Source organism: Actibacterium sp., assembly GCF_055134745.1.
This window is the reverse complement of sequence record NZ_JBSRVX010000013.1, coordinates 116,479-128,590: the sequence shown is the minus strand read 5'-3', so window position 1 is coordinate 128,590 and position 12,112 is coordinate 116,479. Positions and strand designations below refer to the sequence as shown.

The window sequence follows — 12,112 nt, the reverse complement described above, 5'->3', positions numbered from 1 at the left end:
AACGCGGCAATGGCCAGCGCCAGAATTTCCATCAGCCACTTGGTCCGACCGGTTGCCCGGTTTAGCAACAGGGTCATGCGAACATTGCCAAATTTGCTTTGGCAGTACGAAATGCCAAGTGCGGCAACGAGAACCATCAACTGTTCGACAATATCCAGATTTCCGTGAATAGGCGAGTTAAATACAGATCGACCAAGAACCTCTACACATCCTTGAACCATCAAGATCATTACCACCACGCCGGCGATCATGGCCACAAACCATTCGATTGGTTTCAATATGCTATCCAAACCCTGGATTACTCTTTCCATAGCTATTATCTCCATTGGAACCACCCGGCAGGCAGACGCCCCCAGGTAGCTCTTGTTAGCGTGGATTTCAGAATCGGGCTGGAACTACTTGTTTTCTTCGGCCAATTTGAGAACAGTATTTAGAAGCTCTTGAGCCGGAAGCCCCTGATTGGTGGCAGCTGTAACCCACGCGTCCCAGCTCGGCTTTGCAGCGGCCTGAAGAATTGTCGAGATTTCGGGACCAACTGGAATGCGTACCAAGCCTACATCCGTGAAAATCTTTTCGTTTTTCTCGTCAATCTCAGCGTATTGTGCTATCTGATACTCATATGAGGGCATAACAGCCTCCGCGAGTAGATCCCTGTACTGTTGCGGCAGGGCTTCGTAAGCATCTTTGTTAGCTGCGATTGCGCAATGTAGCGAACCAATCGTCCAATCTTGCGTCACCCAATCCGACACCTCATGCAAGCGATAGGCTGCAAAGGCATAGGTGTAAGGATAGACGAGGCCGTCAACCAAGCCACGCTCTAGCGCCTGGTACATATCGGGAGCCGGAATCGTCGTGGTCGATGCACCCAGCCCACCTTCACCAAACAACGCTGCTACACCGCCAGAAGCATTCAGACGCAAGCCTTTCCAAGCTTCTTTTGTCATCGGCGCATCGCCACGGCCCATCGCCTGATAGGCTGGCAGCAGTGCGGCTATCATGGGCACGGAATTCCAGCGCGCGAATTCTTCTGCCACGGCAGGAACTTGATAGAATGCTTGATAGACCTTGGCCCGTTGCAACATACCTTCGATCGGCAGATAGGCCAGATCGATAGCGCCCAATGCCGGGGTCTTGGAGGGGTGATAGATGGGGCAGAACATACCCGCCTCGAATGCACCCAGTTGCAGTCCGTCAATGTTTTCCTTCGGATCGGACAGAACGCCGCCATATTGCAGTGACAGCTCGAAATTGCCGTCCGTCTTCTGCGAAACGATCTCGGCCATCTTCTCCATACCTTCAGTCTGCCCGCGGCGGTTGCCCCACAAGGACACCAGCCACTTGACCTTGGGTCCGTCCACTTCTGCCGCACCGGCGGCAGTGGCACCAAAGCCAAGCGAGATCGTCGAAACCGACGCTGCGCAGATTGCGCCCAGCACAATTTTACGGGTGAATTTTGTTTTGATCATGTTTGTCCTCCCACGGATATCAGATCACCACGATTTCTTGACAGACCCAAAGGCAGCGGTTTGTGCTCGCCTCCCCCCAAATCTATCAAAACCATTTCAAGTTCTTAGCATCCGCTATGCCACTTGTATATAATGTTTTACACGCCAGACATCGGTTTAAGCAATTTTTTTACGGCCCGGGCGTCAAAAAGCCATCTATATTACCAAGGGATTTGCGTCAGGCCGATCTCTTGACGTGATCCGCGCCATCACGACACAACCGTTGCGGGTGCCTTCTGCTGTTCCAAGGTTAATAAATTTTTGGAACATACAGGTCGTCCGGCAGCACCTTTCGTTCATAGTCGGGATTGAAAACACGTTCTGGCAAGGTGACCTTTTCACTTGGCACCTCGTGATAGGGGATCTTTGACAAGAGGTGCTCGATGCAATTCAGCCGTTCGCGCTTCTTGTCGTTGCCTTCCACGATATACCAGGGTGCCTCGGGAATATTGGTGCGGGCGAACATGTCTTCTTTCGCCTTTGTATATTGTTCCCAGCGCACCCGGCTTTCCAGATCCATCGGGGACAGCTTCCATTGCTTCATCGGGTCATGAATGCGCATCAGAAAGCGCAACTGCTGTTCCTGGTCGGTGATCGAGAACCAGTATTTCAGCACGATGATGCCTGAACGCACCAGCATCCGTTCGAATTCCGGCACGTCGCGGAAAAAGTCTTCGACCTGATCAGGCGAAGCGAAGCCCATGACACGCTCTACGCCCGCGCGATTATACCATGACCGATCGAACAACACGATTTCGCCCCCTGCGGGCAGATGCGGCACATAGCGCTGGAAATACCACTGGCTTTGTTCGCGCTTGGACGGAGCCGGCAATGCGACAACACGCGCAACCCGCGGGTTCAGCCGCTGGGTGATGCGCTTGATCACGCCCCCCTTGCCTGCGCTGTCGCGCCCTTCCATGATGACCAGGACCTTGGCATTTGTGTGCTGCACCCAATCCTGAAGCTTGATCAGCTCGGCCTGAAGGCGCAGCAGGTTCCGGAAATAGACGGTGCGATCCAGCATATCGGGATGCTGTTTTCTGTAGATCTTGCGTATCTCGGCCGACAGCATCGGCTCGCTGAATTCGATCTCGAAGTCCTCATCCAGCGTATCGGCCAGCTCGGCCTCCAGCCAGTCCATGCCGTCGGTATCGTGTTCGCTGTTCATTTGCCCTGCCTGTGGTCATCGGTCGGCGCAATAAGCCCCGTCTGTTCGCTACCAGTCAGTATTGAACTTTTTGTGTCAGCGCGCCTAGCCGGTATAAGCGCTGTCTTGACTCTGCCCGCCGAAGGCCGCATCGAAAGCTCATCATGCTGGATATTCGCCCTGTCGGGTATGTTATCGGTCTATTACTTGTCGCGCTGGCTGGGCTGATGCTGATACCCGCGCTGGCCGATCTTGCCACGCATGAGGCCAACTGGTCCGCATTTCTTGACGCTGCATTCCTGACGGGATTGATCGGTCTGGTAGTGGCCCTGTCGTGCCGGAACGGGCTGGGGCGCAGCTTTTCCCTGCGCCAGGCGTTCTTGCTGACAACCGGCGTCTGGGTCATCCTGCCCTTGTTCAGCGCGCTGCCCTTCATGCTGGGTGCGCCATTTTCCGACTTTACCAATGCCTATTTCGAGGCGGTTTCAGGGATTACGACCACCGGTTCATCCGTCTTTCCCGGTCTGGAAACACTGCCGCACAGCGTGTTGCTGTGGCGGGGATTGCTGAACTGGATGGGCGGGCTGGGCATCGCCTTCATCGCGATGATCTTCCTGCCGATCATGCGCGTGGGCGGCATGCAATTCTTTCGCACGCAAGGCTTTGATACGCTTGGAAAGATCCTGCCGCGCGCGCCTGATATCGCGCGCATGCTGCTGTTCTTCTATCTCTATCTTACGATCGCCTGCCTGTTGTCCTATTTGATCGTCGGAATGACGCCGCTGGACGCAACGGTGAATGCCTTCGCAACCGTCGCGACGGGCGGCTTTTCAACCACAGATGCCTCTTTCGCGAAATACAGCGGCGCGCCGGAATATGTTGGCGCGGTTTTCATGATTCTGGCCAGCCTGCCGTTCATCCGCTTTGTCCAGATGGTGGGCGGAACGGCACGGCCCATGCTGCGCGATCCGCAGGTTCATGCCTATCTTGCCGCAATCGGGGTGTTTGTCGGGCTGGTCTTCGTCTTTCGGCTGATTTCGGATGAAGGCCCGGCAGAGGCAATGTTTCGTCAAAGCCTGTTCAATATCGTATCCGTGTTTTCCGGCACCGGCTTCAGTTCGGCAAATATTGCGCTCTGGGGATCATTTCCGGTGGTGATCGCCTTTCTTGTCGGAATGATAGGCGGATGTTCATCCTCCAGTTCCAGCAGTATCAGCGTCTTTCGCTGGCAGTTGGTGCTGCTGCATATCCGCGCCCAGATCAGGCAGTTGCACGCGCCCGATCAGGTGCTGACGGTAAAATATGACCGACGTACGGTCGAACGTGATGTGATGGACCCGATCATATTATATGTAACCGGCTATATCCTCAGCCTGGGGATTTTGACCATCGCGATGGGTCTGACCGGCACGGATGCAACTTCGGCAATCTTCGCGGTCTGGACCTCGATCGGGAATATCGGTTTCGGGCTTGGGCCGGCTGTTCAGCGCACTGGTACGATGGTCGATTTTTCAGTGGCCGGAAAATGGATCATGATCCTGGCAATGCTGATGGGTCGGCTGGGTTTGCTGTCATTCCTGGTGATGCTGATGCCCAGGTTCTGGCGTTTGTAACCCAAGACCAAAGCAGGCCCGCCCATGACGGGCGGACCTCAAGGCCGGGAAGGGAAATCAGGCCTTCTTCAGCAAATCACGGATTTCTGCCAGCAATTGTTCCTGGCTGGGCCCGGCGGCCGATTCCTCGGCGACCTCTTTCTTCATGGCCGCGTCTTTGACCTTGTTGACCATCTTCACCAGAATGAAGACGACAAAGGCTATGATCAGGAAGTTGATCAGCGCCATGATGAAGTTGCCATAGGCGAAAACTGCGCCGTCCTCTCCATCCGACAGGCGAATCCCCATGCCGGAAAAATCAATCCCGCCTGTGAACAGGCTGATGATCGGATTGATAAGATCACCGACCAGTGATGTCACAATGGCGGTAAAGGCCGCGCCAATGATGATGCCTACAGCCATGTCCATGACATTGCCCTTGGCGATGAAATCCCTGAATTCTTTTATCATCAAGTCCCCCGAAAATTATACAACGTTACAGGGCCGATCGTTTGTCCTCGCACAGGCCCCTGTTCACCTTAGCACGCAAATTCCGGTCTATCTGCCGGAATCTTCCGGCATACTGGTCTGACGTTACGCCCTTTCACGGAGGCCCGATGCCCAGTCTTTCCGATTTTGCGATCACCCGCCGCTGGCCCCCGCGCAATCCGTCGGCCATACAGCTGTATTCCTTTCCGACACCGAATGGCGTCAAGGTCTCCATCATGCTGGAAGAGACCGGTTTGCCCTATGACGCGCACAAGGTCTCGATCATGGATAATGATCAGATGACTTCGGAATTCCTGTCGCTGAACCCCAATAACAAGATACCCGCGATCATCGATCCGACCGGGCCGGATGGCGACCCCGTTGCCCTGTTCGAAAGCGGTGCAATTCTGGTCTATCTTGCAGAAAAATCAGGGAAATTCCTTCCCAAGGACGCGGCAAGCCGTTTTGCCGCGCTTCAATGGCTCATGTTCCAGATGGGTGGCATCGGCCCGATGTTCGGCCAGATGGGCTTTTTCCTCAAGTTCGGCGGCAAAGATGTTTCCGATCCGATCCCGCGCGACCGTTATGTGGGCGAAAGCGCGCGATTGCTGCGCGTATTGGACAAGCAGCTGGACGGGCGCGACTGGGTGGCGGGCGACTATTCCATCGCCGATATCGCCATCTGTCCCTGGCTGAATGGTCTTGTCGGGTTTTACGAGGCCGGGCCGCTTGTGGGTTGGGACGATCTGCAGAACGTGCCCGCCTATCTGGACCGCTTCCTGCAACGCCCCGCTGTCCAGCGCGGGCTGAACATTCCGCCACGCGCCTGATGGCACGAAGGGCGCGGAAACCCCCGCGCCCCTGCATCTTCTTGGTCCAAATACTCCCGCCGGAGGCATCCGCCCTATCCGCGCAAGACGCCGCCTGTGGCCTTGGCAACCTTTTCGACAATCCGGGCGCCGACCGCTTCGATATCCTTTTCCGTCAGTGTGCTTCCCATTGGTTGCAGACGCACGGTGATCGCCAGCGATTTCTTGCCCTCGCCCAGCGCGCCACCCACGAATTCATCGAACACACGCACGTCAGTGATCAGTGCCTTGTCCGCCCCGGCGGCGGCATTGACCACCACCAGCGCCTCGACCCCGGCATCGACGACAAAGGCGAAATCGCGGTCGACCGGCTGCAGATCGCTGGCCACCAGCGCGGGCCGCGTTGCCGTGGCATTGCGCGGGAACGGCGGTTCTTCCAGAAAGACGGTAAAGGCAACTGCGGGGCCTTTGACATCCATCGCGGCCAGCACCTTGGGATGCACCTCGCCAAACACCGCCATCACCTTTTTCGGTCCCAGCGCGATCTGACCGGACCGGCCCGGATGCCACCATGCGGGCGCATCCCGCAGGATCTGCACCTTGGCGGGCGCACCTATGGCGGCCAGCGCCGCCTCGGCATCCGCCTTGGCGTCAAACACATCAATGGCGCGGCGGCTGCCGTGAACGTCTTTCGCGGCCGTGTGGCCGATCAGTAATCCGGTCGCCTGCAAATGCTGCTCTTCGGGCTCGCCGCCATGAAAGGCGGGGCCGACCTCGAACAAGGCCAGATCCATGAAGCCGCGCGCCTGGTTGCGGGCCGCTGCCTGCAACAGGCCGGGCAGCAGCGACGGGCGCATATGGCTCATCTCGGATGAAATCGGGTTATCCAGCATGGTCGCATCCGCGCCACCGCCGAACAGCGCAGCACTGGCCGCGTCGATGAAGGAATAGCTCACGCATTCGTTGTAACCAAGCGCCGCAATCATCCGCCGCGCCGCCCCTTCGCGTTTCTGCATCGGCGTCAGGATCGGGCGCGGCACACCGGCCTGCGCACGCGCCAGCGGGCGGCCGACAAGTTTGGTCAGCGAGGCAATGCGCGCGACTTCCTCAACCAGATCGGCCTGCCCCAGCACATCAGGGCGCCAGGACGGGACATGCGCCATGTCGCCATCCATGCGGAACCCCAGCGCAGTCAGCGTCGAACGCTGTTTATCCGCAGGTATGTCCATGCCGACCAGCGATTGCACCCGGTCCGTGTCCAACAGGTAAGCCCGCGCCGTATCGGGCACCTGACCGGCCATCACGACATCGGATGCCTGCCCGCCGCACATATCCAGGATCATCCGGGTTGCGGCCTGCAATCCCGGTTCGGTCCAGTCAGGGTCGATGCCGCGTTCAAACCGGTATCGCGCGTCGGAATTGATCTTCAGCGCGCGGCCCGTCATCGCGGTGCGGATCGGGTCGAAAAAGGCGGCCTCAAGAAACACGTTCACCGTGTCATTGGTGCAGCCGGTTTCGCGCCCGCCCATCACCCCGGCCAGGCTTTCCACGCCAGTGTCATCGGAAATCGCGGTCATGCCCGCGTCCAGCACGTAATCCTTGTCGTCCAGTGCGGCGAAGGTTTCGCCGCCCTTGGCCGCATGTATCCGCAGGCCCCCGGCCACCTTATCGGCATCGAACACATGCAGGGGGCGGTTCATATCAAACGTGAAAAAGTTGGTGATATCGACCAGCGCAGAAATCGGCCGCAGCCCGATGGCGCGCAACCGCGTTTGCAGCCATTCGGGGCTTGGCCCGTTCTTCACGCCCCGGATCACGCGGCCATAGAATACCGGGCAAGCATCCTGCGCATCGGCATCAATCGTAACGGTGATCGGGCAGGGAAATGCGCCGGGAACGTCGTTCACAACCATCGGCTTCAGCGTGCCCAGACCCCGCGCCGCCAGATCGCGGGCGATGCCGCGCACGCCCAGCGCATCGGGGCGGTTGGGGGTAATCGCGATCTCGATCACCGGATCGACCCTGGCGGGGTCATTTTCGGCCAGCCAGTCGATGAACCGCTGCCCGACCGTGCCATTGGCCAGTTCCATGATCCCGTCATGGTCATCGCCCAGTTCCAGTTCGCGGGCCGAGGCCATCATGCCCTGGCTTTCCACGCCCCGGATCAGGCCCACCTTGATCGTGGTGTCGATGCCGGGGACATAGGTGCCGGGCTTGGCCACCACCACGGTGATCCCCGCCCGCGCATTGGGCGCGCCGCAGATGATCTGCTTGTCACCCTCATCCGTTGCCACCACGCAGACGCGCAGCTTGTCGGCATCGGGGTGTTTTTCGGCCGATTTGATATGGCCAAGGGTGAAATCCGACAGTGCGGCCACCGGGGTTTCGACGCCTTCAACCTCTAACCCCAGATCGGTGAGGGCATAGAGGATGTCATCAAGCGGTGCCTGCGTGTCGAGATGGGTTTTCAGCCAGGAGAGGGTGAATTTCATGTTAGGCCGCCCCTATTGAAGACGAATATGGAAGAATTCATCGGAGATATGCTTGAGGCCAAGCTCTTTGCGTAGCGAGCGGCGCAAAGACACAAGCAGGTCTTTGACGTCAACTTGTCCTGTAGCTTTCGCACTTCTGAATACCTTTTCCGCTTCGGCCACATTGTCCTCGTCTCCAAGCAGATGAATCGACGCCATTGCTTTTTCGAAATCGCGTTCGTAGCCGCCGCCAACCCGAAGCGAAGAATCCTCAATGACACGATATGCATCAATAAGAAAACTTACTCGCTGAGCCTTTTTCAAACTGCGATCACTCGAACGGGAGGATGCATACATCGTCAATACCGCACCTAATAATGCGCCAACAGCGACGTTTAACAATCCCCAAAGTTCCGCAGGGACACCCCAATTCACCGTGACAACCCCCCGCTCAGCGTCGGCACGTCCAGTGCCGAGAACCCGTAATGGCGCAGCCAGCGCAGGTCGGAATCGAAGAACGCGCGCAGGTCGGGGATGCCGTATTTCAACATCGCCAGCCGGTCGATACCCATCCCGAACGCAAAGCCCTGCCATTTGTCGGGATCGACGCCTGCCGCCGCCAGCACCTTGGGATGCACCATGCCAGAGCCCAGGATTTCCATCCAGTCGTCGCCCTCGCCCAGCCGCAGGCTGCCGCCTTCCCAGGAACAGCGGATATCGACCTCGGCCGAGGGTTCGGTGAACGGGAAATGGCTGGCGCGGAACCGCAGTTCCATGGTGTCGACCTCGAAAAACGCACGGCAGAATTCTTCCAGCACCCATTTCAGGTTGGCCATACTGATGTCCCGGTCGATGGCCAGCCCTTCGACCTGATGGAACATCGGCGTGTGGGTCTGGTCATAGTCCGACCGGTACACCCGCCCCGGCGCGATCACCCGGATCGGCGCGCCGGTCTTTTCCATCGCCCGGATCTGCACCGGGCTGGTATGGGTGCGCAGCACATGCGGCGGGCGGTTGTCGCCGGGCGCGCGGTGCATATAGAACGTGTCGAATTCCTGCCGCGCCGGGTGATGCGGCGGGATGTTCAGCGCGTCGAAATTGTACCAGTCGCTTTCGATCTGCGGGCCTTCGGCGACGGCGAAGCCCATATCGGCGAAAATCGCGGTCACTTCTTCTGTGACCTGGCTGACGGGGTGGATGGTGCCCGCCCGGCGCGGACGGCCCGGCAGGGTCACGTCCAGCCATTCGCCGCGCAGCCGTTCATCCAGCGCCGCATCGCCCAATGCGGCCTTGCGGGCGGACAGGGCGCTGTTTACCTCGTCCTTCAGTGCGTTCAGGGCGGGGCCCATGGTCTGGCGCTGTTCGGGTGTCATGCCTCCCAGTTCGCGCATTTTCAGGCTGATCTCGCCCTTTTTGCCAAGGGCAGTGACGCGCAGGTCTTCCAGCGCGGCCTCGTCGGTGGCGGCGGCGATGGCGCCCAGATATTTCTGCCTCAGATCGTCCATGCGGACCCCCCTGATTTCGTTCGGGTTCCTGCTATCACAGGCCCCCCTGAATGCAAGCCGCCCCGACCCCCGGAACGACAAAAGCCGCGAGACCCTTGCGGGGCCCGCGGCTTTCAAACTTTTCCCGGATCGGGACGTTACGCCAGCGCGGCCTTCGCCTTGTCGACGATGGCGCCAAACGCTTCGGGCTCATGCACGGCCAGATCGGCCAGAACCTTGCGGTCCACCTCGATTCCGGCCAGCGACAGGCCGTTGATGAAACGCGAATAGGTCAGCGATTCATCGACGGAACGCACGGCGGCGTTGATCCGCTGAATCCACAGCGCGCGGAAGTTGCGCTTGCGGTTCTTGCGGTCGCGGGTTGCGTATTGGTTGGCCTTGTCGACGGCCTGGGTCGCGGTGCGGAAATTGCGGCTGCGATTGCCGTAATAGCCTTTGGCGGCCTTCAGAACCTTTTTGTGACGGGCGTGGGTGACGGTTCCACCTTTGGTACGGGACATATCAGAACCTCCTTAGCGCGCGTAGGGCATCATGCCCTTGATGATCTTCTCATCAGGGGCCGACAGCGTGGTGGTGCCGCGTGCATTGCGGATGAACTTGGTGGATCGTTTGATCATGCAATGGCGCTTGCCTGCCTGGCCGGTCAGGATACGGCCGGTGGCCGTCACTTTGAACCGCTTCTTGCAGCTCGACTTTGTCTTCATCTTGGGCATTTCCGTCTCCTTGGTCTTGGGCGGTGAACGCACGACTCGGCATGCCACATTGGCCGGTCGCGCGGATTATGGAAGCTGCCCTATAAGCGGTCATCGGGCCGCTGGCAAGGGCTCAGTTCAGGATATGGGCAAAGACGCGGGTAAAGGCGATGGGCACTTCCTGCAAGGAATAACCGGTCGGTTTCGTAACGATCGCCGCCAGAATGAAACCACCCGCCGCGATGGCCAGCACGGCGGCGGCGCGGGGGCTGCGGCCCTCGGAATAGGCGCTCAGCAGGGCTGGAAGCGACAAGACCCCGAACAGAACCCCCAACACCAGGTAATAATCACTATTCATACTGAACCCGATCTGTATCGGGCGATGTTATTCCGGTCCGGCGCCCAGAATCAATCTTTCATCTGCGGGTGCGACGCGCAGGATATTGGTGGTGCCCGGCTCGTTGAATGGCACACCGGCGATCACCACGATCTGGTCGCGCCCGGTGGCAAAGCCGCCGTCGCGGGCGGCGCGGGCGGCGCTGACCACGGCCATCTTGAACCGCTCGACCTCACCGGTGATGAAGCAATTGGTGCCCCATGTCAGGCACAGACGCCGGGCCGTGCCCACAAAGGGCGTCAGCGCCAGGATCGGAACCCGAGGACGTTCGCGCGCGGTCAGGGCCGCCGTGGTTCCGGAATGGGTGAAACAGCAGACAGCCTTAATATCGGCGGTTTCGGCGATTTCGCGGGCAGCGCCAACGATGGCGCTGGCCACCCCGGCGCGCAGATCGTCGCGGGTGGATTCGATCATGTCGGAATAGTTGGGGTCGCTTTCGACCTCGATGGCGACATTGTTCATCGTGCTGACCGCCTCGACGGGGTATGCCCCGGCGGCGGATTCGGCCGACAACATCACCGCATCGGCCCCCTCATAGATGGCGGTGGCCACGTCCGATACTTCGGCGCGGGTCGGCATCGGGCTTTCGATCATGCTTTCCAGCATCTGGGTGGCCACGATCACCGGCTTGGCCGCCGCGCGGCAGGCGCGCACCAGCCGCTTCTGGATGGGCGGCACGTTCTGCACAGGCAGTTCCACCCCCAGATCGCCACGCGCCACCATGATTCCGTCAGATACGGCCAGGATTTCGGGAAATGCCTTTACGGCGGCGGGTTTTTCGATCTTCGACAGGATGGCGGCGCGACCTTTGACCAGGGCGCGCGCCTCGATCACATCCTCGGGCCGCTGAACGAAGGACAGGGCCAGCCAATCAACGCCCAGTTCGCAGACAAACTCCAGATCGCGCCGGTCCTTGTCCGACAATGCAGCCAGCGGCAGCACGACATCAGGCACGTTCACACCCTTGCGGTTTGAAATCCGGCCGCCCGCAATCACGGTGCAATTGGCGAAATCCGCGCCACAGGTTTCGACGCGCAGCCGGATCTTTCCATCATTCACCAGCAAGGACGCACCGGGCTGCAGGGCCGCGAAAATCTCGGGGTGGGGAAGGGTCACGCGCTGCGCGGTGCCCGGTTCCGGCGACAGATCGAAGCGAAAAGACGCGCCTTCGGCCAGGTCTTCACCGTCGCCGGCAAAGGTGCCGCAGCGCAGTTTGGGCCCCTGAAGATCGGCCAGAATGGCGATGGGGCGACCAAGATCCTGTTCAATCTGGCGAATGATGGCGTGGCGCTCGCGGATTTCGTCATGCGAGCCGTGGCTCATGTTCAGGCGAAAGACATCGGCGCCCGCCTCGAACAAGGCACGGACCATGGCATAGTCGTTCGATGCCGGGCCCAAGGTGGCAACGATCTTGACATTGCGATGGCGTCTCATGTGGTTCTCCGGCTTGTTGTATCTGCGGGCGTGGTGTGTCTTGCTTCTACATGGGCGATTTCGGCATCAGT

The 12,112-nt window shown here is 59.3% G+C and carries 13 protein-coding genes; 2 read left to right on the top strand and 11 right to left on the bottom strand.

Annotated features, from left to right (window positions below):
• The 3 genes from ACTCHC_RS02895 to ppk2 form a co-directional block, all read right to left on the bottom strand.
• Positions 1-311, bottom strand: a 311-nt coding sequence (locus ACTCHC_RS02895; RefSeq protein ID WP_463020947.1) for a TRAP transporter small permease subunit, incomplete at its 3' end; no start/stop codon positions are given.
• An 84-nt stretch (positions 312-395) separates the two neighbouring features.
• Positions 396-1,466: a type 2 periplasmic-binding domain-containing protein gene (locus ACTCHC_RS02890; protein ID WP_463020946.1), complete on the bottom strand. Its 1,071-nt coding sequence runs from the start codon at positions 1,464-1,466 to the stop codon at positions 396-398.
• A gap of 289 nt (positions 1,467-1,755) precedes the next feature.
• Positions 1,756-2,673: a polyphosphate kinase 2 gene (gene ppk2, locus ACTCHC_RS02885; RefSeq protein ID WP_463020945.1), complete on the bottom strand. Its 918-nt coding sequence runs from the start codon at positions 2,671-2,673 to the stop codon at positions 1,756-1,758.
• A 143-nt stretch (positions 2,674-2,816) separates the two neighbouring features.
• Between ppk2 and ACTCHC_RS02880 the strand changes: the two genes are divergently transcribed.
• Complete coding sequence (locus ACTCHC_RS02880; RefSeq protein ID WP_463020944.1) at positions 2,817-4,265, top strand: TrkH family potassium uptake protein; 1,449 nt, start codon at positions 2,817-2,819, stop codon at positions 4,263-4,265.
• A 57-nt stretch (positions 4,266-4,322) separates the two neighbouring features.
• Here ACTCHC_RS02880 and mscL read toward each other — a convergent pair whose 3' ends face one another.
• The gene (gene mscL, locus ACTCHC_RS02875) at positions 4,323-4,715 is read right to left on the bottom strand and encodes a large-conductance mechanosensitive channel protein MscL (RefSeq protein WP_463020943.1); all 393 of its coding nucleotides are present in this window, start codon (positions 4,713-4,715) and stop codon (positions 4,323-4,325) included.
• A gap of 146 nt (positions 4,716-4,861) precedes the next feature.
• On the opposite strand from mscL, the gene ACTCHC_RS02870 reads away from it, so the two are divergent.
• Complete coding sequence (locus ACTCHC_RS02870) at positions 4,862-5,563, top strand: glutathione S-transferase N-terminal domain-containing protein (RefSeq protein WP_463020942.1); 702 nt, start codon at positions 4,862-4,864, stop codon at positions 5,561-5,563.
• A gap of 74 nt (positions 5,564-5,637) precedes the next feature.
• Here ACTCHC_RS02870 and pheT read toward each other — a convergent pair whose 3' ends face one another.
• The 7 genes from pheT to pyk all read right to left on the bottom strand — a co-directional run bounded on the left by pheT (position 5,638) and on the right by pyk (position 12,041).
• The gene (gene pheT / locus ACTCHC_RS02865) at positions 5,638-8,034 is read right to left on the bottom strand and encodes a phenylalanine--tRNA ligase subunit beta (RefSeq protein WP_463020941.1); all 2,397 of its coding nucleotides are present in this window, start codon (positions 8,032-8,034) and stop codon (positions 5,638-5,640) included.
• 12 nt (positions 8,035-8,046) lie between these two features.
• Entirely contained in the window at positions 8,047-8,448 is a 402-nt protein-coding gene (locus ACTCHC_RS02860; RefSeq protein ID WP_463020940.1) for a hypothetical protein, read from the bottom strand.
• On the bottom strand, positions 8,445-9,518 hold the full coding sequence (pheS, locus tag ACTCHC_RS02855) for a phenylalanine--tRNA ligase subunit alpha (protein ID WP_463020939.1): 1,074 nt from the start codon (positions 9,516-9,518) through the stop codon (positions 8,445-8,447). The genes ACTCHC_RS02860 and pheS overlap by 4 nt, the downstream gene beginning before the upstream one ends.
• Before the next feature lie 137 nt (positions 9,519-9,655).
• Positions 9,656-10,018, bottom strand: coding sequence for a 50S ribosomal protein L20 (gene rplT, locus ACTCHC_RS02850; RefSeq protein ID WP_463020938.1), 363 nt, complete (start codon positions 10,016-10,018; stop codon positions 9,656-9,658).
• A gap of 12 nt (positions 10,019-10,030) precedes the next feature.
• Positions 10,031-10,231 carry a 50S ribosomal protein L35 gene (rpmI, locus tag ACTCHC_RS02845; RefSeq protein WP_463020937.1) on the bottom strand — a complete coding sequence of 67 codons (201 nt, stop codon included), beginning with the start codon at positions 10,229-10,231 and terminating at the stop codon, positions 10,031-10,033.
• A 112-nt stretch (positions 10,232-10,343) separates the two neighbouring features.
• Positions 10,344-10,568, bottom strand: a complete 225-nt coding sequence (locus tag ACTCHC_RS02840) for a hypothetical protein (RefSeq protein ID WP_463020936.1) — start codon at positions 10,566-10,568, stop codon at positions 10,344-10,346.
• A gap of 27 nt (positions 10,569-10,595) precedes the next feature.
• On the bottom strand, positions 10,596-12,041 hold the full coding sequence (gene pyk / locus ACTCHC_RS02835) for a pyruvate kinase (protein WP_463020935.1): 1,446 nt from the start codon (positions 12,039-12,041) through the stop codon (positions 10,596-10,598).
• Positions 12,042-12,112: the final 71 nt, after the last annotated feature.